Source organism: Schumannella sp. GW821-FHT10F01 (assembly GCF_058809295.1).
On record NZ_JBXASM010000001.1, the window covers coordinates 470772 to 492610 of the forward strand.

General features: G+C 72.7%; 20 protein-coding genes. 9 read left to right on the forward strand and 11 right to left on the reverse strand.

All coding sequences use genetic code 11. The features are described from left to right. Positions 1-3: 3 nt before the first annotated feature. Positions 4-945: a carbohydrate ABC transporter permease gene (locus AC1RSJ_RS02365; RefSeq protein WP_493116717.1), complete on the reverse strand. Its 942-nt coding sequence runs from the start codon at positions 943-945 to the stop codon at positions 4-6. A 143-nt stretch (positions 946-1088) separates the two neighbouring features. Between AC1RSJ_RS02365 and AC1RSJ_RS02370 the strand changes: the two genes are divergently transcribed. The 8 genes from AC1RSJ_RS02370 to AC1RSJ_RS02405 all read left to right on the forward strand — a co-directional run bounded on the left by AC1RSJ_RS02370 (position 1089) and on the right by AC1RSJ_RS02405 (position 11295). Then, positions 1089-2219: an ROK family protein gene (locus AC1RSJ_RS02370; protein ID WP_493116718.1), complete on the forward strand. Its 1131-nt coding sequence runs from the start codon at positions 1089-1091 to the stop codon at positions 2217-2219. 170 nt (positions 2220-2389) lie between these two features. After that, entirely contained in the window at positions 2390-3385 is a 996-nt protein-coding gene (locus tag AC1RSJ_RS02375) for a LacI family DNA-binding transcriptional regulator (RefSeq protein WP_493116719.1), read from the forward strand. Positions 3386-3536: 151 nt separating this feature from the next. After that, positions 3537-4556, forward strand: coding sequence for an ABC transporter permease (locus AC1RSJ_RS02380; protein ID WP_493116720.1), 1020 nt, complete (start codon positions 3537-3539; stop codon positions 4554-4556). 22 nt (positions 4557-4578) lie between these two features. After that, entirely contained in the window at positions 4579-5520 is a 942-nt protein-coding gene (locus tag AC1RSJ_RS02385; protein ID WP_493116721.1) for a carbohydrate ABC transporter permease, read from the forward strand. Positions 5521-5568: 48 nt separating this feature from the next. Then, positions 5569-7176, forward strand: a complete 1608-nt coding sequence (locus tag AC1RSJ_RS02390) for a type 2 periplasmic-binding domain-containing protein (RefSeq protein WP_493116722.1) — start codon at positions 5569-5571, stop codon at positions 7174-7176. Continuing rightward, entirely contained in the window at positions 7163-8152 is a 990-nt protein-coding gene (locus tag AC1RSJ_RS02395; protein ID WP_493116723.1) for a family 43 glycosylhydrolase, read from the forward strand. The genes AC1RSJ_RS02390 and AC1RSJ_RS02395 overlap by 14 nt, the downstream gene beginning before the upstream one ends. Positions 8153-8155: 3 nt before the next feature. After that, entirely contained in the window at positions 8156-9325 is a 1170-nt protein-coding gene (locus AC1RSJ_RS02400; protein ID WP_493116724.1) for a sialate O-acetylesterase, read from the forward strand. A 23-nt stretch (positions 9326-9348) separates the two neighbouring features. Next, positions 9349-11295, forward strand: a complete 1947-nt coding sequence (locus AC1RSJ_RS02405; protein WP_493116725.1) for a cation:proton antiporter — start codon at positions 9349-9351, stop codon at positions 11293-11295. Between the two features lie 124 nt (positions 11296-11419). Here AC1RSJ_RS02405 and AC1RSJ_RS02410 read toward each other — a convergent pair whose 3' ends face one another. The 3 genes from AC1RSJ_RS02410 to AC1RSJ_RS02420 form a co-directional block, all read right to left on the reverse strand. Next, positions 11420-12583 (reverse strand): AI-2E family transporter, encoded by a 1164-nt coding sequence (locus AC1RSJ_RS02410; RefSeq protein ID WP_493116726.1) that lies wholly within the window; start codon positions 12581-12583, stop codon positions 11420-11422. A 23-nt stretch (positions 12584-12606) separates the two neighbouring features. Beyond that, a complete protein-coding gene (locus tag AC1RSJ_RS02415; protein WP_493116727.1) occupies positions 12607-13557 on the reverse strand; it encodes a manganese catalase family protein in 951 nt (316 codons plus the stop codon). A gap of 205 nt (positions 13558-13762) precedes the next feature. After that, positions 13763-14083: a DUF7882 family protein gene (locus tag AC1RSJ_RS02420; RefSeq protein ID WP_493116728.1), complete on the reverse strand. Its 321-nt coding sequence runs from the start codon at positions 14081-14083 to the stop codon at positions 13763-13765. Between the two features lie 81 nt (positions 14084-14164). Here AC1RSJ_RS02420 and AC1RSJ_RS02425 point away from each other — a divergent pair, with 81 nt between their 5' ends. Next, a complete protein-coding gene (locus AC1RSJ_RS02425; RefSeq protein ID WP_493116729.1) occupies positions 14165-15136 on the forward strand; it encodes a DUF6807 domain-containing protein in 972 nt (323 codons plus the stop codon). Here the strand turns inward: AC1RSJ_RS02425 and AC1RSJ_RS02430 are convergent. The 7 genes from AC1RSJ_RS02430 to AC1RSJ_RS02460 form a co-directional block, all read right to left on the reverse strand. Further along, positions 15133-16716: a sulfatase-like hydrolase/transferase gene (locus AC1RSJ_RS02430; RefSeq protein WP_493116730.1), complete on the reverse strand. Its 1584-nt coding sequence runs from the start codon at positions 16714-16716 to the stop codon at positions 15133-15135. The genes AC1RSJ_RS02425 and AC1RSJ_RS02430 overlap by 4 nt on opposite strands. A 15-nt stretch (positions 16717-16731) precedes the next feature. After that, positions 16732-17244, reverse strand: coding sequence for a GNAT family N-acetyltransferase (locus tag AC1RSJ_RS02435; protein ID WP_493116731.1), 513 nt, complete (start codon positions 17242-17244; stop codon positions 16732-16734). Further along, entirely contained in the window at positions 17241-17966 is a 726-nt protein-coding gene (locus tag AC1RSJ_RS02440; protein WP_493116732.1) for a hypothetical protein, read from the reverse strand. The genes AC1RSJ_RS02435 and AC1RSJ_RS02440 overlap by 4 nt, the downstream gene beginning before the upstream one ends. 80 nt (positions 17967-18046) lie before the next feature. Beyond that, positions 18047-19366, reverse strand: a complete 1320-nt coding sequence (locus AC1RSJ_RS02445) for a LuxR C-terminal-related transcriptional regulator (protein ID WP_493116733.1) — start codon at positions 19364-19366, stop codon at positions 18047-18049. A 338-nt stretch (positions 19367-19704) separates the two neighbouring features. Further along, positions 19705-20343 (reverse strand): Pr6Pr family membrane protein, encoded by a 639-nt coding sequence (locus AC1RSJ_RS02450; protein WP_493116734.1) that lies wholly within the window; start codon positions 20341-20343, stop codon positions 19705-19707. 39 nt (positions 20344-20382) lie between these two features. After that, positions 20383-21120: an ANTAR domain-containing protein gene (locus AC1RSJ_RS02455; RefSeq protein WP_493116735.1), complete on the reverse strand. Its 738-nt coding sequence runs from the start codon at positions 21118-21120 to the stop codon at positions 20383-20385. A gap of 29 nt (positions 21121-21149) precedes the next feature. Next, on the reverse strand, positions 21150-21836 hold the full coding sequence (locus AC1RSJ_RS02460; RefSeq protein ID WP_493116736.1) for a GAF and ANTAR domain-containing protein: 687 nt from the start codon (positions 21834-21836) through the stop codon (positions 21150-21152). Positions 21837-21839 lie beyond the last annotated feature (3 nt).

The window sequence follows — 21839 nt, forward strand, 5'->3', positions numbered from 1 at the left end:
CTCCTAGGCCAGCTGCGATTCGGAGGCGCGCAGCAGCCGCAGCTGTACGAACGTGAGCACGCCGAGCACGAGCGCGAGCAGGATCGCCATGGTCGCGGCGTAGCCCATGTGGAAGAAGTTGAAGGCCTGCTGGTAGATCGCGTAGTAGATCACCCGGGTCGCGCCGACAGGCCCGCCCTTCGTGGTGATCGCGACCGTGTCGAAGACCTGGAACGAGCCGATCAGCGACACCACGAGCACGAGGGCGAGGATCGGCCGCAGCAGCGGCAGGGTGATGCGGGCGAACATCCGCAGCTCGCCGGCGCCGTCGAGGGAGGCGCTCTCGTAGAGGTCGCTCGGCACCTGCAGCATGCCGGCGTAGAACAGCAGCGCGGTGTAGCCGGTGTAGGCCCAGACGTTGACGCCGGCGACGGTCGGGATGCCGAGCAGCGGATTCGTGAAGAACCCGACCGCCGGGAAGCCCATCGACTGGATCAGCTGGTTGACGAAGCCGAGGTTCGTGTCGAGCAGCCAGAGCCAGACCAGGCCGACCGTGACGTTCGGCACGAGCCAGGGCAGCAGCAGCGTCGTGCGCAGCACGACCGAGCGGGTGAGCCGGTGCATGAGCGCGGCGAGCAGCAGCGCGAGCCCGGTCTGCACGACGACGTTGAGCGCGACGTAGTAGAGCGTCACGCCCATCGAGCTCCAGAAGTCGGGGTCGGCGAGCACCGCCTGGTAGTTCTTCAGGCCCACGAACGTCGGCTGGCCGACGAGGCTGAAGTCGGTGAACGACCAGGAGACACCGAGCACGGTCGGCACGAGGTAGAAGGTGCCGAAGCCGACGAGCACAGGGGCGAGGAACAGCCAGGCGATGCGGCGGTCGTCTCGGCGGCGACGGGGCGGGCGCTTCGCGCTCACCGCCTCCGTTTTTGCAATCGCGCCGGGGAGCGCTTGGATCGACGTCATCGTCTCGTGCCTCGGTTCCGCGGGTCGGAGTGGATTATTTCTGCAACTTGGCGATATAAAAGCGGTGGAGGTGCGCGATGTCAAGAGAAGGACTGGTCGAAGTGATCGGTTCGGCCACCGGCGGCCGGTCGCTCCTGCGCCGGATGAACACGCTCGGGATCCTCGGGCAGATCATGGATGCGCCGAAGTCGATGGCCGAGCTGGTGGCCGCGAGCGGGCTGTCGCGCACCGCGGTCGACGGCGTGATCGGCGATCTCGTGGGGCTCGGCTGGATCGAGGCGGGCGAGAGCGCGAGCGGACGTCCGGGCCGGCCCGCGGCGACCTTCGGGCTGCAGCGCGGGCTCGGCGCTCAGGCCTCCATCGACATCGGCGGTCACCACATCTACGCGGTGCTCGCGGACCTCGCGGGCTCGGAGCTCCGCTCGGCGAGCATCCGCGTCGAGGAGACGGACTCGGCCCAGGCCCGGCTCGAGGCCGCGACCGGGCTGCTCGACTCACTGCTCGCCGACGCCCGGCTCGGTCGCGACGACCTCTGGATCGTCGGCATCGGCTCGCCGGGCACCATCGACGCGGGCGTCGTCGGCTACTTCGGCGGCGAGGGCATGCCCGGCTGGACCGGGCTCGACCTGCGCTCGTGGTTCTCGGAGCGCCTCGGCACCGCCGTGCTCGTCGAGGGCGACGTCGCGCTCGGCGCGGAGGCGGAGCTCGCGGTCGGCGCAGCGCGGGGCCGCCAGGACGTCGTCTACGTGCTCTGCGGCGTGCGCACGAGCGGCGCGGCGATCGTCGGCGGGCGGGTGCACCGCGGCGTGCACGGCGCGGCGGGCATCATCGGCGAGCTGCCGCAGCTGCGCTGGGCCGAGCTCGAGTCGGCCTGGAGCCGCGGCCGCTTCGGCGACGAGCTGCCGAGCCGCGAGGACGTCTTCGCGCTCGCGCGCCGCGGCGACCCGGCCGCGATCGCGGCCACCGACGAGTTCGCCGACGCGCTCGCGACCGGGGCCTCCGCGCTCATCCTCGCCCTCGATCCGGAGCTCGTCGTGGTCGGCGGTGGCAGCTCGCCGTCGGCCGATGTGTTCCTGCCGCGGATGCGCGAGACGATCGCGCGGCTCTGCCCGATCGCGCCCGAGGTCGTCGCGTCGACCCTCGGATCGGAGGCCGTCGCGCTCGGCGCGCTGAGCCTCGCCGGGCGCCAGCTGCGCTCGGTGCTGACGGCGACGGTCGGCGGCGGCGAGGCCTTCCCGACGCCGGCTGATGCGCGACGGATGCTCGTCGCCTGAATCCGCTCCGAGATCCCGCTGGCTGAGGAAGGCCGTCTCCGGCCTGTCTCGAAGCCTCGCGCTTGCAGACCTGAGGCTTCGAAGCCGCGCGAAGCCGGCGTGGGCCTGGCGGCCCTCCTCGGCCGGCGGGTGGGTGCGATACTCGGATCTCGAACCCAGGGGGACCGCGCATGTCCACACGCCGCGAGGTGGCCGAGGCCGCCGGGGTGTCCACGCGGACGGTGTCGTACGTGGTCAGCGGGTTCGAGCGCGTCGCGCCGGAGACCCGGCAGCGCGTGCTCGACGCGATCGAGCGGCTCGGCTACCGGCCGAGCGAGCTCGCCCGGAGCCTCAAGGCCGGTCGCTCCGGGCTCGTCGGCCTCATGCTGCACAACATCGACAACCCGTACTTCGCCGAGCTGACGCAGGCCGTCATCGAGGAGGGTGCGAGCCGCGGCCTCACCGTCGTCATCGACCAGACCGACGGCGACCGGGATCGCGAGCTCGCGATCATCGAGCGCACCGCCCGCGGCGGCCTGTTCGACGCCCTCATCCTCAACCCGCTCGCGATCACGGCGGCCGATGTCGGCGACCTCGCCGGGGCCGGCCCGGTGATCATCATCGGCGAGGAGGAGTTCCCGGGCTTCGACAAGGTGATGATCGACAACTTCGCCGCGGCACGCGACGCCGTGCGGCACCTGCTCGACGGCGGCCGGCGGCGCATCGCGGTGCTGGGCGGCAACGGCGCGACGCACGGCACGGCCGCCCAGCGGCTCGGCGGGTATCTCGCCGCGCTCGAGGAGCGCGGCATCGCGCACGACGACGTGCTCGTGCCGCGGGTCGTCGACTTCACGCGCTCGGCGGGGGCGTCGGCGATGTCGTCGCTTCTGGACCTGCCGGAGCCGCCGGATGCCGTGTTCGCGTTCACGGACCCGCTCGCGCTGGGCGCCATCCGCACCGCCCACGAGCGGGGTGTCCGGATGCCGGACGACCTCGCCGTGATCGGCTTCGACGACATCGAGGACGGGCGGTTCTCGACGCCGAGCCTGTCGACGGTCAGCCCCGACAAGCGCTGGATCGCGCGCACCGCCCTCGACCGGATCGTCCGGCGGCTGGACGGGGGGGCGCCCCCGGTCGAGACGCTGTGGGCGCCCTACGAGCTCGTGGTCCGGGAGAGCTCGGTCTGATCGCGCGACCCCGTCGCTGAGACCGGTTGCATCGGTACCGCGACGGCGCACTCCAGTATTTCATCGATGCAACGTCTTGTTTCATCGATGAAATAGACGTATGGTCGTGCTCCAGCGGCGGACGCCGCATCGTTTCGAGGAGGAGACGAGCGTGACTTCACCCCGGGTCGAGGCGGAGGCCTCGGCGTCGACGACCCCGACGCGCACGGCCGGCGGCTCGGCTCCGACGCCGACGCCGACGTCCCGGCCGCGCGCATCCGCCCGTCAGCGGTTCCGCCGCGACCGGTCGCTGCTGCTCATCGCCCTGCCGGGGCTCGCGCTCGTGATCCTGTTCCATTACGTGCCGTTGCTCGGCAACGTGATCGCGTTCCAGGACTACCTGCCCTACCTGCCGCTGAGCGAGCAGAGCTGGGCCGGGCTGCGCAACTTCGAGGTGCTGTTCAACGGCGACCCGCAGTTCCTCAACGCCCTGAAGAACACGCTCGTCATGACGCTGGTGCAGGTCGTGCTGATCTTCCCGGTGCCGATCGCGCTGGCGCTCGTGCTCAACTCGATGGTCTCCGAGCGGCTCAAGCGGTGGGTGCAGAGCATCCTCTACATGCCGCACTTCCTGTCGTGGGTGATCGTCGTCGCGATCTTCCAGCAAGTGCTCGGCGGCGCCGGGCTCATCAACACCGCGCTCCGCACCAACGACCTGCAGACGCTCGACATCATCGGCAACCCGGACGTGTTCCTGGCCCTGCTCACGAGCCAGGTGCTGTGGAAGGACACCGGATGGGCGACCATCCTGTTCCTCGCCGCGCTCGCCCAGATCGACCAGTCGCTCTACGAGGCGGCGAGCGTCGACGGCGCCTCGCCGGCCCGCCAGCTCTGGCACGTGACCCTGCCCGGCATCCGCGGCATCATCGTGCTCCTGCTCATCCTCCGCCTCGGCGACTCGCTCAGCGTCGGCTTCGAGCAGTTCCTGCTGCAGCAGCCCGCGGTCGGGCTGAAGGCGGCCGAGGTGCTCGACACCTACGTCTACAACAACGGCGTCGTCAGCGGCCAATGGGGCGTCGCGGCGGCCGTCGGGCTGGTGAAGGGGCTCGTCAGCGTCGTGCTCGTGCTCGTCGCCAACCGCGTCGCCCACCTCTTCGGCGAGGCGGGGATCTACCAGAGGGAGGCCCGATGAGCAGGGTCCAGAGGGAGGCGCGATGAGCGCGACCGCCGTCGACACCGGGAGCCGCACGCCGGCGCCCGTCAGGGTGCCGCGCCGGCGGAAGCGGCTCACACCGGGCGCGATCGTCGTGAAGGCGCTCAAGTTCGTCGTGCTCGGCATCGCGGTCGTGCTGGTGATCGCGCCGTTCCTCGGCGTCATCTCCACGAGCATCGCCTCGCCGGACACGCTCAACGCCGCGGGTGGGTTCGTGTTCCTACCGACGAGCTTCTCGCCCGACGCCTACGTCGCCATCTTCTCCGGCGGCGTCGTCACGCAGGCGCTGCTCGTCAGCGCCGGCGTCACCGCGGCCGGCACGGGCATCAGCCTGCTCTGCTCGACGCTGCTCGCCTACGCGCTGAGCTTCCCCGGCTCGTTCGGGCACAAGCCGATCCTGTTCACGGTGCTGTTCACGCTGTTCTTCGTGCCGGGCATCATCCCGAGCTACCTGCTCGTGAAGGAGCTCGGGCTGCTCGACTCGTACTGGGCGCTCATCCTGCCGACGGCGGTGAGCGGCTTCAACGTGATCGTGCTCCGCGCGTTCTTCATGGGCATCCCGCGCGAGCTCATCGAGAGCGCGCGCATCGACGGCGCCGGCCAGCTCGCCATCTTCGGCCGCATCGTGATGCCGCTGTCGAAGGCGGTGCTCGCAGTGGTCGGGCTGTTCTACGCCGTCGGGTACTGGAACTCGTTCTTCACGGCCCTGCTCTACATCTACGACTCCGGCAAGTGGCCGCTGCAGCTCGTGCTGCGCACCTACGTCGTCAACGGCACCACCCTCGGCGGTGCCGACCTCGGGGCGCTCGGCGAGGCGCTCCCGCCGCAGAACTCGATCCAGATGGCGACGCTCATCATCTCGATCGTGCCGATCCTGCTCGTCTACCCGTTCCTGCAGCGCCACTTCGCCAAGGGCGTGCTCACCGGCGCGGTCAAGGGCTGACCGCGCTCCACCCCATCTCCCACATCCACCCTCACGGAGGCACACACCATGTCGCACGAACTCAGTCGCCGATCGCTGCTGATCGGCGCCGGCTCGATCGGGGCGCTCGGCACCCTCGGTCTGCTCGCCGGCTGCACGCCGAGCAGCGGCGGCGGCTCGAACCCGACCGGCCCGGGCGGCGTGAAGCTGCCCGACTACGTCCCCTACAAGGGCGTCAGCGCCGACATCGCCGGCACCGACGCCGGCATCCCGAACGTGTTCCTCAAATACCCCGACGAGGTGGTGCGGGCGGTCAAGGGCGTACCGGGCGACGGGTCGAAGGTGGCCGGATCGGTGCCGTTCGGCAACACGATCCCGGCCATGAACGACGGCAACGCGTTCTGGGTCGAGCTGAACAAGCGCCTCGGCGTCGACCTGACCCTCGCCATCACCTCGGCCGCCGACTACCCGGCGCGCTTCGCCACCGCGGCCGCCGGCGGCGAGCTCGGCGACATGTTCAACGTGCCGCCGGGATTCAACGGCCTGCCGCAGTTCCTGAAGTCGCAGGCCGCCGACCTCACGCCCTACCTGTCCGGGTCGGCGGTGAAGGACTACCCGTTCCTCGCGAACCTGCCGACCACCTCGTGGAAGGGCACGGTCTACAACGACGGCATCTACGCTCTGCCGATCTCGCGCGGCGTGCAGAGCTCGAACGTGCTCTACGTGCGCGGCGACCTCATCGAGGAGCAGGGGCTCAGCAGCACCCCGAAGGACGTGGACGCGTTCGTCGAGCTGGCGAAGGAGCTCACCGACGCGGCCCGCGGACGCTGGGGTCTCGCGTCCGTGCCGCTCGGCATCCTCCAGGGCATGTACGAGATCCCGAACAACTGGGGGAAGGACGGGAAGAAGCTCGTCTCGAACTACGAGTCCGATGCCTTCCAGGACATGCTCGCGACCGGCGCCGAGCTCATCAAGAAGGGCTACGTGCACCCGGACAGCATCGCCACCGCCCCCGCGAACCAGAAGGTCTGGTACTACGGCGGCTCGGCCGCGATGATCCAGGACAGCTACACGGCCTCGTACGGCTACTGCCTCAACCTCACCGCCGGCGACCCGTCGACGATCGGGGTCGCGACGCTGCCAGGCCGGATGTGGCTCGGCTCGCCGAACAACTCGATCGCGGCCATCAAGAAGGGCGACGAGAAGCGCGTGACCGCCCTCCTCGAGCTGGCGAACTGGCTCGCGGCGCCGTTCGGCACCGAGGAGTACGAGTTCCAGCACTACGGCACGGAGGGGCAGCAGTTCGAGAAGAAGAACGGGGAGCCGGTGCTGACGCCGACCGGCAACGCGCAGATGGGCGGCGTGTTCCCGATCGAGTACCTCGGCGCCGGGCCGCGGCCGCTCTACCTGCCTGGATTCGGCGGCGTCTCGCAGCGCCTCCGCGACCACATGGACGCGATCGTCGACGACGCCGTTGCCGACCCGACCTACGGGTACTACTCCGACACCGCCTCCCGGCAGGGCGCGACGATCGCGACGAGGATGGCCGATGCGATCAACGCGATCCTCGCCGGTCGCGAGCCCGTGTCCAGCTGGACCGCGACCGTGAAGACCTGGCGCAGCTCCGGCGGCGACGTCATCCGAGGAGAGTTCGAGAAGGCCCTTGCTGACAAGTGACACCGGCGGCACCGTGCCCGCCACCGGGACGTGGAACGACCCGGGCACGCCGCGGCTGCTCGGCGAGCCCTGGGCTCAGGAGCCGTCGACGCGCGGGGTGCCGTTCTCCAAGGACCCGTCCGTCATCCGGTTCGGCGGCCGCTACCTGCTCTACTTCTCGCGTCCGCCGGCGTCGCGGGAGGCGCTGCGCGGCTGGACCGTCGGCGTCGCGGCGAGCGACGACCTCGTCTCGTGGGAGACCGTGGGCGCCGTAGGGTCCGCCGGCGGGTACGACGATCGCGGGATCGCCGCGGCCGGCGCGGTGGTGATCGGCGACACGGTGCACCTCTTCTACCAGACCTACGGGCAGTGGGAGGGCGACCGCATCTGCCACGCGACGAGCACCGACGGGATCGAGTTCACGCCGAATCCGCAGAACCCGGTGTTCGGCCCGACCGGCGACTGGACGATCGGGCGCGCGATCGACGCCGACGCCGTCGTCTTCGGCGACCGGCTGCTGCTGGCGTACGCCACCCGCGACCCGAAGATGCGGCGGCAGATGGTGGGGACGGCGTCGGCGGCGCTGGACAGCGGCTTCGGACCGGATGCCTGGACCCACCACCACGACGACGGCCCGGCACTCGAGCCGGAGCTGGCGTGGGAGACGGACTGCATCGAGGCGCCCGCGCTCCGGTTCGACGGCGAGACGCTGACGATGTTCTACGCGGGCGGCTACAACAACGACCCGCAGCAGATCGGCTGGGCGACGAGCACGGACGGCGTCCGCTGGACGCGCGGATCGTCGCGGCCGCTGCTGCCGAACGGCGATCCGGGGGAGTGGAACAGCTCCGAGAGCGGGCATCCCGGCTACTTCGAGGACGACGACGGGCAGGGCTACCTGTTCTTCCAGGGCAACGACGACCACGGGCGCACCTGGCGCATCGCCGGCACCCGGGTCGCCTTCGTGGACGGCATCCCGCACCTCGATACGGTCTAGGCCATGGACCTCTGGGTGCTCGCCGGGCAGTCGAACATGGAGGGCGTCGGGCTGCTCGACGACCCGCGCGCCGGCTGGGCGGTCGATCCGCGGCTCTCGGTGCTCACGATGGCGGGCGACTGGGCCGACGCGACGGAGCCGCTGCATCCGCTCTGGGAGAGCTACACCCCGGTGCACGCCGCGCTGCTGCGGCCGAACGTCCCCGCCGAGCAGGCGTCGCTCGCCGACGAGGAGCTCGCGATGCTCGCCCGGTCGCGGCGCACCGGCGCCGGGCTCGGACCGGCCTTCGGCTCCGCCATGGCGGATGCGACGGGCGAGGAGATCGGGCTGATCCCGGCCGCGCACGGCGGCACGTCGCTCGAGCAGTGGTCGCCGGGCGCCGGGGGGCACTCGCGCGCCTCCACCTCGACCCTGTACGGCTCGATGCTCGACCGGGTGCGCCGTGCGCTCGAGCGGCCGGGCACCCGGCTGGCCGGCGTGCTCTGGTACCAGGGCGAGTCCGACTCCACGGCCGTGCGGTCGGCGGACTACGGCGCGCGGCTGGAGGCCTGGATCGCCGCCGTGCGCCAGGACCTCGATCGACCGGACCTGCCGGTGCACCTCGTGCAGCTCGCGCGGTTCGCGACCCCGATCGGCGGGGGCGGCGAGATGGACGAGCGATCGTGGGACCGCGTCTGCGAGGCGCTGCGGACGCTGCCGTCGCGCGTCCCGGGCACGAGCGTCGTCGGCGCCGTCGACCTCGAGCTCTCCGATCCGATCCACGTGAGCACGGTCGGGCTGCGGCGTCTCGGGCGGCGGCTCGCGGCCGTCGCGGCGTCGGGGGAGCCCGGCCCCGACGCCGTCGCTGCGGAGCTGATCTCGCCGAGCCCGAACGGCCTCCAGCGCGTGCGGATCAGCTGCACCGGCGTCGCCGGCGGCTGGAGCCCCGCGAGCCGGCTGCCCGGCTTCGAGCTGGTCGACCGCGACGGGGTGCCCGTGCCGCGGGTGCGCGTCGTCGACGCCCATCCGGATCCGGACGACGAGACCGCCATCGTGGTCGTCACGGGCACCGTGATCCCGGCCGAGCTGGCCGGCCTCGCGATCTCGCACGGCCGGGGCTACGACCCGGTGTGCCTCGCGGTCGACGGCCGCGACCTGCCGCTGCCGAGGTTCACGGCGCTGCCGATCGCCTGACAGCGACTCGATAGCCTGGCGGCATGGAGCACACCCAGCTCACCATGCTCGTCGTCGTCGGGGTGGTGCTCGTCATCGGCCTCGTCTCGTTCTTCGCCGGGCGGATCGGCGTGGCCGCGCCGCTCGCGCTGACGCTCGTCGGAATCGTGGTGGGCGCGATCCCGGGCGTGCCCCACCTCGAGATCGAGCCGGATCTCGTGCTCACGGTGATCCTGCCGCCGCTGCTCTACGCGGCCGCCCGGCAGGTGCCGTTCGTCGACTTCCGCCGCAACCTGCGGGTGATCGGCTTCCTCGCGATCGTGCTCGTGGTCGTGTCGGCGGTGCTCGTCGGCGTCGCCGTGCACCTGATCTGGATCGCGACCGTGCCGCTGGCGCTCGCGATCGCCCTCGGCGCGGTCGTCGCGCCGCCGGATGCCGTCGCCGCGACGAGCATCGGCAAGCGGCTCGGGCTGCCGCCGCGCATCGTGACGATCCTCGAGGGCGAGGGCCTGGTCAACGACGCGACCGCGCTCGTGCTGCTGTCGACCATGCTCACCATCGCCGACGTCACGTCCGCGACCCCGAGCGGCGGCATGATCGTGCTCACGTTCCTCTGGGCCGTCGTCGGCGCGCTCGTCATCGGCGTGGTGCTCGGCGCGCTGAGCGTGCAGCTGCGGAAGTTCATCACCGACAGCGTGCTCGACATGGCCGTCTCGCTCGTGGTGCCGTTCGTCGCCTACCTGCTCGGCGAGCTCGTGCATTCGTCCGGCGTCGTCGCCGTCGTCGTGGCGGGCATCATCGTCGGCAACCAGGGCCCGTACCGCATCCGCGCCTCGTTCCGGCTGGCGGAGGCGGGCACCTGGCGCGCGGTCACGCTGCTGGTCGAGAACGCCGTGTTCCTGTTCATGGGCTTCCAGCTCTGGCCGATCGTCGCGACGGTCGCCGCCGAGCACGAGCTGCCCGGCACGCTCGGGGTCGCCGGGCTCGTGATCGTGCTGCTGGTCGGGGTGCGGTTCGCCGCGATGCCGCCGCTGCTCTGGACGATCCGCCGCCGCTACCGCAAGCGCTCGGCGCAGGCGGACCGGGTGAACCAGCGGTTCGAGAACGTCACAGAGGAGGACTTCCAGCGGCGGGCGGCGAACTTCCAGCAGCTCGGCATCCGGCAGTCCCCGCTGAAGAGCTTCACCCGCGGACTCCGGGCCAGTCTCGGCATCGTGACGAAGGGCGACCGAGCCCAGCGGGACCGCATCGCCGCCCGCATCGCCGAGCTGGAGGCGAATCCGCCGACCGCGCCGATCGAGATCGACGAGCGGACGCGCAGCCGGTTCACGCAGTCGTTCCAGAACTTCCGACGACGGCTCGAGCAGCAGAACAACGACCTCACGGCCGAGCGCGACCAGGCGCTGAGCTGGCGCGACGGCGTGATCCTCGGGCTGTCGGGGATGCGCGGCGTGGTCACCGTCGCGGCCGTGCAGACCATCCCCGACGACCTGGAGATGCGCGAGTCGCTCGTGCTCGTCGCGTTCGCGGTCGCCATCGTGACGCTCGTGGTGCAGGGGCTGCTGCTGCCGCCGGTGGTGCGGCGCCTCCGTCCCGTCGGCGACACGGCGGGCGGCGAGCGGGCCGAGGTCTACGCGCTGCGGAAGGAGCTCTCCGCGGCGGGCGATGCGGCGGTGTCCGGCGCGGTCGAGGCGAGCGTGAGCGCCGGCGTGCCCGTCGGCGACCGGGTCGTCGAGGAGGTCAACGCGAACACCGAGACCTGGCTCGGCCGGATCGAGCTGTGGGCGAGCGCCGACCTCGACGATCCGACGAACCCGGTGGTGCAGTTCCAGCAGCTCCGGCGGGTGCAGATCGTGGCCGAGCGCGCCGCGCTCCGCGACGCGTACGAGCGCGGCGCCTACTCGTCCGAGACGATCGAGGTCATGCGCACGGCGCTCGACTCCGAGGAGATCTCGCTCGACAACATCGACGGCCGGCTCGGCGAGGCCTGAGCCCGGTCCCCGCCCAGTCGAACCAACCCCATCGATTCGTGCCATCGGGGCGGTCTGAGCCGCTCGAAGCGCCCCGATGGCACGAATCGATGGGGTTGGTTCGGTTCGGCCGGCGGGGTCGCGGCTAGCCCGCGACCTGCGCCTCCCGGGGTTTCGCCCTCGCCCAGCGGGCCGGGGTGTCGGGGCCGTCCCAGACCTGGGTGACGCCCCAGACCACCGCCGTGATCGGCACGGCGAGCACGGCGCCGACGATGCCGCCGACCGCGGTGCCGACGGTCAGGGCGACCAGGATGACGAAGGCGTGCAGCTTCATCGACCGGCCCATGAGCACCGGCTGCAGGAAGTTGCCCTCGAGCTGGTTCACCAGCACGACCACCCCGACGACGAACAGCGCGTTGACCCAGCCGTTCGACACGAGCGCGACGAGGGCGGCGACCGCCCCGGCGAGCGTCGCGCCGACGATCGGGATGAACGCGAGCAGGAAGACGAGCACCGCAAGCGGCACCGCCAGCGGCACCTGCAGGATCAGCAGCCCGATGAGGATGCCGAGCGCGTCGACGAGCGCGACCGCGGCCGTGCCGCGCACGTACGAGCCGAACACGGTGACCGTCTTGTCGCCGATCCGGCGGCCGCGCTCGTAGCCCTCGCCGCGGAACGGGCGGAGCAGGAACTCCCACATCCGGCGGCCGTCCTTGAGGAAGAAGAACAGGATGACGACCATCAGCACGAAGCCGGTGACCACGTTCGCGACCACGCCGACGCCCGCGATCGCGCCGGAGCCGAACTGGGCGCTCGTGAGGAACCCGGTGACCTGGTCGAGGAGGTCGTCGATCTGCTGGTCGGAGGGGAAGAACGGAAGGTGCTGCGCCCAGTCCGCGAACGACTTCACGCCGTCCTCCGCCTGGTCGTAGAGGTCGCCCCACTGGTCGCGCACCGCGATCACGACGAGCCAGCCGATCCCGCCGAGCACGACCACCACGGCGAGCAGCGCGAGGAGGGTCGCGATCACGGACGGGAGGCCGCGGTCGCGCAGCCAGCGGACGATCGGCGACAGCGCGCTCGCGAAGATGAGCGCGAGCACGAGCGGGATCGTGACCAGCGTCAGGTACTGGATGACGAAGATGATGCCGGCGGCCACCGCCACCACGATGAGCGCCTGCAGCGCGCGGGTGGCGAGGCGCCCGAAGCCGTCGGCCCAGAGCGGACCGGGGGAGGTCAGCGCGGGCTTGCCGGAGCCCGCCGACGCCGAGTGCGGGGGCCGATCGGAGCGCGCGCGGAAGAGTCCCATGCTCCGACGCTAGACGACGCGGGTCATGCGACCGGTCCGTAGAACGACTCCACGTCGGCGAGCTCCATCTCGGCGGTCGCCTGGATGAGCTTCAGCAGCGAGGCGTCGGCGCCCGGAGCGAACTCCTCGAAGCGCTCGCGGGCGATGGTCGACGGCACGCCCTCGGGCGCCTGCTCGGTGGCGGAGAGCTCGGTGCCGTCGTTCGACGGCGAAGCGCCCTGGAAGATGCGGCCGGCCTCCGACTGCCCGGCGAGATCGAACGTGTACTGCTTGCTCTGCAGCCCCGCGTCCACGAGCTTCTTGACCTCGGGGAACCGCTCGGCGTTCGTCTTCGGGATCGGCAGGGTCGTGCTCCAGTCGACGCCGAGCGTCTCGAGCGCCTTCGCGAAGGCGTTCTCGTGCGCCTGGTCCCGCACGATGAGGTAGGCGAGCGTGGCGCGCGCGGTCGGGTTGTCGGTCATCTCGTAGATGCGGCACTTCTGCAGCCGTCCGGTCGACTCGAGCATGAGGTTGTAGAGCAGGTCGAGCACGAGGTTGCCCGAGTTGTAGACGTAGCTGCCGCTCCACGGATTGCCGGCCGCGTCGACCGGGAGGGCGCCCTGCGCGCCGACCAGGTAGTGGTGGATGTTGCCGGTGTCGAGCGCGATCGAGAGCGGCGTCGCTCCGGCCGCACCGGGCTTGTCGACCGGATCGGTCTTCTTGCCGGCGTACTCCGGCGCTCCGTCGAGCAGGCGGGAGATGGTGGTGCCGATGAGCTCGACGTGGCTGATCTCCTCGGTGCCGACGCCCTGGATCAGATCGCGGTAGGGCTTGGCGGCTGGGCCGCGGAAGTTCATGGCCTGGAACAGGTACTGCATCATGGTGCGCATCTCGCCGAACTGGCCGCCGAGCCCCTCCTGGAGGGCGTTGGCGGCGGCCGGATCGGGGTCGCCGGGCACGATGTCGTTGATCAGTCGCTGCACGTGGAAGAACATGGGGCCTCCTCAGCCTCGGGCCCGCGACGCCGCGGGGAGCGGCGATCCGGCGGGATCGGTGTCGACCGAGGTCTAGGGGCGACTGCAGCGACGGTACGCCGCGTCCGGCGATCGGCCGCCGGAGTCGTCGCATCGCCAGTCAGCGCCCAGGTCGCATCGCGCCGCCCGTCCGGCCGACACCGAACCCGTCGGTGCGGCCGACCACTCAGGTCCGTGCCGGATGCGCCGTGCCGGCGAGCGCATCGGCGAGGTCCTCGATCCGGAAGCTGCCGGCTCGCGATGCCGCGGAGAGCGCCTCGTCGAGGATCCGCCGGTCGATCGCGACTGCGTCCTCGGACGAGCTCTCGAATCTGAGCTCCGAGGCCGGTGAGATCCAGACGGCCGTCCTGCGGCCGTCGGCGGTCCAGCTGAGCAGAAAGCCCTCGTTCCGACGCAGCTTCGACACGGTGAGCAGCTCGAGATGCCGCAGCAGCCGATCGTCGAGCTCCGCCGCGTCGCCTCGTGTCCCGTAGTGCAGTCGTCCCATGTCGCCATCCGCCTTCGCTCACTCGGAGAGAGGGCCGGGTCCGGGGCCTGCCGTCACGATAGCGCGCTAGCCTGCCACGCGATGCGGATCAGCCACACGATGACGGACGGCGCCGTCTCGGTGCTGCTCGACGGCCGACTGCTCGCCCGGTACGCCGACGGCGCCGACCTGCCGCCCCGCGAGTCGCCGAAGCCGTTCGTGCACCCGCTCCACGCCGTGAACGACACGGTCGTCACGGACTTCCGGCCCGACGACCATCCCTGGCACACGGGTCTTGCCCTGACGCTGACCGACGTCTCGGACGTCAACTTCTGGGGCGGGCCGACCTTCGTGCGCGACGCGGACGGCGGTGCCGGCGGCTACGTCGAGCTCGACGACGTCGGCCGTCAGGTGCGCACGGCACTCGAGGTGGAGGATCCGGCGGACGGCGGGGTCGACCTGCGCGAGCGCCTCGACTGGGTCGGTCCCTCCGGTCGGCGGATGATCGCCGAGGAGCGCACGACGCGGTTCGCCCTGTCCGAGACGGACGACGGCGTCTGGTCGCTCGACGTCGACACCCGGCTCGTCGCGGTCGCCGGCGAGCCGCTCCGCGTCGGCAGCCCGACCACGCGCGGCCGTCCGGACGCCGGCTACGGCGGGCTCTTCTGGCGCGGCCCGGTCTCCTGGCGCGGCGCGGACGTGCTCGCGCCGGACGGCCGCGGCGGGGTGGACGTGCTCGCCGAGTCCGTCGTGCGCGGCAGCGCGCGCGAGTGGATCGCGGTGCGGAGCCCGGCGGGGACGGGAGGCGGCGCGGACGCGGGCGCGACCGTGCTGCTCTCGGCGGTCGGCGGGTTGGAGCGGCGGCAGCCGCGCTGGTTCGTGCGGACCGCGGACTACGTGGGCGCGGCGTCGAACCCGGCCTACGACGAGGAGCTCGAGCTGGCGGACGGCGCCGTGCTCGCACTCCGGCACCGGGTGCTCGTCATCGACGGGAGGCCGGACGCGGCCGCCCTCGCGACGATCGCCGCACGGCACGCGGTCGGAGGGCGCAGCACACCGGACACCGGAGGCTAGCCGAGCGGTGCGGCGCGGGAGCCGTCGGCGTACGGCGCGAGCCAGTTGCGCGGGTCGGTCTTCGGCGGGTAGCCGCCCGGCACCACCGGGAGCGGATCCTCGGCGCGCATCTGCCAGACCGCGAGCCGCCGCAGCAGGTCGGCGCGCACGTCGCCGAGGTCCGGGTCCGCCCAGCGGTCGACGAGCTCGAGCGGGTCGCTCGGCAGGTGGTGCAGGCGCGCGTCCCCGAGCACGTCGACCTGCAGCGACCAGTCTCCCGCCCGGATCTTCCGGCGCCGCCCGCTCAGCGTCACCGCGTTGAGCTCGTCGAAGCGCGGCGCGCCCTCCGGCCCGTCGTGGATCAGCCCCGGGGCGCCGGCGGCCTCGGCGTCCTCCGCCGTGTACGGCAGGCCGCCCATGCCCTGCTCGGTGTAGGCGCTCGCGAACTCGCCGTGCGGGTCGCCGCCGGTCGTGTCGCCGTCGGCACCGCCGTCGACCAGCAGCGGCCACAGGCTGCGGCCCTGCACCCCGGGCGGCGTCGCGGCACCCATCGCCTCGCACAGCGTCGGCAGCAGGTCGGCGATCGACACGTGCGCCGGATGCGGCTCGGGGCGCGGCCCGATGCCGTCGCCCGAGACGAGCAGCGGGATGCGCGCGAGCACGTCCGGGATGCCGGCCCCCTTGCGCACGAGGCCGTAGTCGCCGACGTAGTCGCCGTGGTCCGCCGTCATCACGAGGACCCGCCGCCGTGCGCCGCGACGGTCGCGGAGCCCGGCGTCGAGGCGGCGCACCTCGTCGTCGATCAGCCGGAGCATGCCGTAGTAGTTGGAGCGGGCGCGACCGACGACCTCGTCGTAGTCGGGGAAGGCCTCCCGCCCGATGCGCTGCAGGTGGCGCCAGGCGAACGGCAGGACGTCGAGCGCCTCGGCTCCCGCGCCGACCGGGGGCAGCGAGGCGGGCGGGAACAGGTCGAAGTACGGCGCGGGCACCTGGTACGGGTTGTGCGGCTCGGGGAACGAGACGATCAGCGTCAGCGACTGGTCGGCCGGCACCTCGGCGGCCCACTCGAGCGCGGCGTCGACGATCCGGTGCGGGTTCTGCACCTCGAGCGGGAACGGCGTCGGCTCGTCGACCGTGCGGTGACGGAGCCCGGCGAGCCAGTCGTCGAACGCGGCGGCCCCCTCCGACGCCGGGCGCTCGACGCTGCCGTCATGGGTGAAGTCGACGAACCGGTCGACATCGTCGGGGCGGAGGTAGGTGTGGTTCTTCCCGACCATCGCGGTCGCCCGCCCCGCGGCGCGGGCGGCCCCGTACAGGTCGCTGGAGAAGACGGCCAGGTCGACGGCGGGATTCTGCGTCACCCGGTGGGCGCTCGGCCAGCGTCCGGTCAGCAGGCTCGTGCGCGCGGGACAGCAGAGCGGTGAGGTCGTGTACGCGCGGTCGAACCACACGCCGCCGCGGGCCAGCGAGTCGAGGTACGGCGTCGTGTCGAGCGGGAAGCCCTCGCGGGCGCTGGCATCCGCCCGGTGCTGGTCGGTCATGACGATGATCACGTCGCGATCGGTCGGCCCGGCAGCGGCTCTCGTGACGTCGTCGTCCATGCCCTCGAGGGTAGGTCAGGCGATTCCGGGGAGGCTGCGCCGCGTCCGCCAGCCGGACCGCGTCAGCCGGTACTGCCGGAACCGGATGCCGTCGAAGACCGCCTCGCCGTCGGGCAGGAAGCCGAGGCGCTCCATCACGCGGTCGGGACGCCGCGAGAACGGCAGCTCGGCGACGACCGCGTCGAGGCCGAGCTCGCCGAAGCCGCGATCGAGCAGCGCCGCCGCGATCGCCGCGCCCTCGCCCCAGAACGACGGGAGCAGCACGAGCGCGAGGTCGGCGCCCGCGTCCTCGCGCTGGAAGCCGCCCCAGCCGGCGAGCACGCCGTCGAGCAGGATCGCCTCCGGCCCGTAGCCGTGCACCGCCCACTGGGCGTCCTTCGCGCGCACCCAGTCCGCGACGGCCGCCGCGTCCATCGGCCCGGCGAGCGGCATGTGCCGGGCGTTGCGCGGCTCGTTGAGCAGGGCGGCGAGCTCGTCGAGGGGCGCCGCCGGCAGGCGGACGAAGCGGATCGCGGGGCCGTCGCTCATCGGGACGAGTGTCGCACCGCCCGGAGCCCGAACCAGCCGATCCCGGCGACGAGCAGCGTCTGCACGACCTCGCTCGCGATCATCGCGGGGCGCCCGAGCAGCTCGAGCGGCAGCGCGATGAACGCGACGAGGTAGGCGATGCCGGCGATCGAGAACCAGCGCGGCATCGCCCGCGTGACGAGCGCGACGACGAGGAACACGAGCATCGCGAGGGCGATCGCCGCCTGGGTGCCGAGGATCGCCGGCGCGAGCATCGGCAGCATCCGGTTGAAGTCGTCGAAGAGCGCCCGGGAGGCGTCGTCGGCGATCGAGGGATCCGCGGCGAAGGCGAACGGGAGCGCCTCCGCCGTGATGACGAGCGCGAACACGAGCCCGGCGATCCCCGCGACGAAGGCCGTCGCGACGGTGACCGCCGCCGTGCGGCCCCGGGCGAGCGACGCGATGAAGACGGCGGTCGCGATCCAGGTGAGGGCGAAGCACGGTCCGGCGACGGCGAGGTGCGCCGTCCAGTAGACGTCGCCCAGGGGGCGGATGTCGTCGAAGTGGATCGCGCCGTCGAACGGCGGCTCCCAGGCCAGGAACGCGAAGCGTCCGGCGAGGGCGGCGAGCAGGACCGCGAACAGGGCGGTCGCGGCGCCGCGCCGCGCCCCCGCGGGATCGGGCGCGGGACGGGCGGCGGGGCGGGCGGGAGTGCGGACGGGGGACGGAGCGTGGGCGGACATGGTCACCTTCCGGGTCGGACGCCGAGCGGCGTGCCACCACGGTGCCCGGACGGGCCGCGCCCGGGCATCGGTGCTGAGGCCTAATCCCGTGCGGCCGACCCCGACGACGCGGATCCGGCGGACGCATCGAGCCACCGGCGGGCGGCCTGGACGCGACGGTTCGCGCCCGCATCCGGCCGCAGGTCGAGCTTCGTGAACACCGATCGCAGGTGGGCGTCGACGGTGCGCTCGGACACCACGAGCTGCGCCGCGATGCCCGCGTTGCTCGATCCGTCGGCGAGGAGGGCCAGCACCTCCGACTCGCGGGCCGTGAGCTCGACCAGGCGCGCGGGAGCGGAGTCAGGGGAGACCGGTGCGGCTGCCGGCAGGGCGTTCGGCTCGCCCATGGCGTCCGCCAGCCGGCCGCCGCCCCACCACGCACCGGCGGCCAGCGCGACGGCGAGCGCCGCGACGAGCAGCGCGACCGCGGTGGGCGGCAGCTCCGCGGCCGCGACGACGGTGCCGACCCCTGCCGTGACGAGCGCCGCCACCCCGAGGGCGGCGGCGCGGAAGGCCGCGGCGAGCCGCGCCGGCTCGACGGGCCCCCTGGCGGCGAGCAGTGCGCAGACGGACCCCGCCGCCGCGCCGGCGGCGACCGCGACCTGGAACGCGACGGAGCCGACCGCCGGATCCACGTCGCCGGGATCGCGGGCGACGGCCAGCAGCAGGCAGAACGCGACCGCGAGCGGCGCCGCCGCGGTGCCGGCGGCCGCGATCGCGAGCCGGGTGCGGCTGCGGTCGCGCGACCCGAGCGCGGCGCGCAGCAGCACCGCGGGGAGCACCAGCAGGCCGAGCATCCCGACCCCGCTGACGACGTCGCCCACCACCGCGACGCGGGTCGGCCAGCCGTCGGGGGCCATCGTCGCGACCCCGGTGAACGGCGCGGCCGGGCGCCAGAGCAGCGCGCCGCAGACCACACCGGCCGCGCCGGTCGCGAGCACGATCGCGTGCGCGGGGAGGCGGCCGTCGTCGGCCCGGACGGCGGACGACGCCAGCAGCTGCGACAGCACGAGGGGCGGGATCCAGCTGACGCTCCAGAGCGCGACGACCACCGCGCCCGCTCCACCGGCGCCGGCGGCCGCGACGGCCGCCGCCGAGAGCAGCAGTCCGGCGAGCAGGGCGATCGTGAGGGCGGCGGCCGACCGCGCGGCGCGGAGACGTCCGGCGGCGGAGAGGTGCGTCCTGGCGACGTCGGCCAGCACGGCGGCGGCGGCCCACGACCCGGTCGCCAGCGGATCCGTCGGGAATCCGTCCGCTCCGCCGAGCCGCTGGGCGAGCAGCGCGGCGACCGAGGCGGCGCCGATCGACCCGACCAGCACCGTGGAGACGGCCGGCCGTCGCGGCACCGCCAGCGTCGACATGGCGTCACCCTAGCGACGGCCCGAGGTCGCGGCATCCGGGTCTGCGCCGACGGGGTCGGAGGAAGGGGGTGGCCGGCGGCGTCGGGACACCGCCGGCCCGCACCGTCCGCACCGCGGCAACCGACCGCGGGTTCGAGCCGGATCAGGACGCCTCGAGACGGTGCGTCTCCGACGACGTCGTGGCGCCGCCGGAAACCTGTCCGATGCGCCCGGGGATCCGGGACGACTCGCGGCACGAGGAGCCTCGGCGGACGCATCCGTGCTCGCCGATGGCGAGCGAGCCGGGGTCCGGGGCTCGTCGTGAGCCTAGGCCCTCCGCGACCCCGTCGGGAAGGAGATCACGAGCGGGTGCGCGACCGGCGGGCCCCCAGGGCGTTGCCGAGCGCCCAGACGCCGGCGGCCAGTGCGAAGAACCCGACGAGCAGCACGAGGCACAGCAGCGCGACGCCGCCGTAGCCACCGGACGCGGCCGGGTTGTAGAAGGGATACGGGTAGAAGCCGTCCACGGCGCCGCGGACGAGCGAGAACACCGAGTAGACCGCCGGCCAGATCAGCCAGACCAGGGTGATGCGGAACGGGAGCCGGCGTCGCGGCGGCCAGATCACCCAGTCGAGCACCCCGGCGATCGGCAGCAGGAAGTGCACGATCGCGTTCACCCACGGCAGCAGGTCGCCGAGGTCGACGTCGCGCAGGAGCGTGTTGAACACCAGTCCGACGAAGGCGATGTAGACCACGGCCGCGCCGCGGATCGCGACGTCGGTCTCCGACGGGTCGGAGCGGCGCCGGATCAGGCGCACGGCGCTGACGATGAACACCGCGGAGATGAGGATGTTCGAGAGGTTCGTGAAGTAGACGAAGAAGTTGACGACGCTGTAGCCGAGCGGGATGTGGACCGCGAACAGCTGGACCGACATGGCGATGATCGAGAGCGCCGCCATGACGAGGCGGAAGACGATGGCGGCCGCGCGTGAGGTCATGGCCACACGGTAGACCGCACGGGTCTCCGCGCGAGCGCGTCAGTCGCCGGACGGCGTGGCGCCGGAGCGATCCGTCGCGGCATCGACGACGCGTCTCGCCACGTCCGTCAGCAGGGTCCCCGTGGCCCGCGCCTCGGTGCGGAGGGCGGCGAAGGCCTCGTCCATGCTGAGGCTCTGGCCGTAGGCGAGCACGCCCTTCGCCTGCTCGATCAGCACCCGGCTGTCGAGCGCGCCCTGCAGCTGCGCTCGCGCGGTGTCGCTCGCGGTCAGCAGTCGGGCGTGGATGATGCCGATCGTCGCGACGTCGGCGAGCGCCTGGGCGGTCGCGGCGTCGGTCTCGTCGAGGGTGCCCGGCCGATCGCGGTACAGGTTCAGCGATCCGATGATCTCCGACCGCAGTCGGAGCGGGATCGCGTGGGTCGACGAGTACCCGAGGTCGGCGGCGCGCGCCGCGAAGCGGGGCCAGCGGTCGCGGGTCGATTCGATGGTCTCCACCGTGACCAGTTGTCCGGTGCGGAACGCCTCGACGCAGGGGCCCTCGTCGGCGGCCAGCTGGAGGAGCCCGATGAGCCGGCCGCGCTCGCTGGTCGATGCCACCACCTCGAGCGCGCCGTCGACGTCAGGCAGCAGGATGCCCGCGTCGGTCGCGTCGAGGAAGTACGCGCAGCGCTCGACGAGCACATGCAGCAGGTCGACGACGTCGTAGCCGCCGACCAGCGTGTCCGCCAGCTGGACGAACGTGGCGGCGAGCTCGCTCTCACGGTTCGACCCCGTCATGCCCTCAGCATACGGACCGGCGTCGCCGGTCACGCGGGAAACTCGATCCGGCGGGCGACGAGGTCGGCCGCGACCTCCTCGACGGGGCGGCCGAGTCCGAAGGCGTGCGCTCGGAGGATGAGCAGCGCCTCGTCCGCCGGGACGCCGAAGCGCGCGACGAGCATCCCGGTCGCCTGGTGCACGCGGCGGCGGCCGGTGCTGCCCGGGGCGGGATCGTCCGCGTCGGCGTCGACGATGCGGGCGAGCTCGCGGTGCAGGATGAGGACCGACAGGACGCCGGCGAGCTCGACGGCGTCGGCGAGGTCCGCCCGTCCCATCGAGCCGGGCTCGTCGGAGTGCAGGTCGACGGCCCCGATGCCGAGCGCGCCGACGGCGAGCGGGAACGCGTAGACGGCGCGGATCCCCGCCGCCGCGATCGAGGGCATGAGCAGCGGCCACTCGGCGACGTCCGCGAGATCCGGCAGCAGCACGGGCGTCCTCCGGTCGAGCGCGCGCCACGACGGCCCCTCGCCGAGATCGATCTGGAGCCTCGCGAGCTCAGCCGCCGACTCGTCCGTCGCGCCGATCACCTCGACGTCGAACGGGCCGGCGAGCGTCGAGATCGTGACCGACCGCACCGCCAGCGCGGCCGCGAGGGGGGCGCTCAGCCCGGCCGGGTCCTCCGCGGCGGACGCGAGCTCCGCGGTGACGGCGATGACGCGCTCGGACGTCGGCATGTC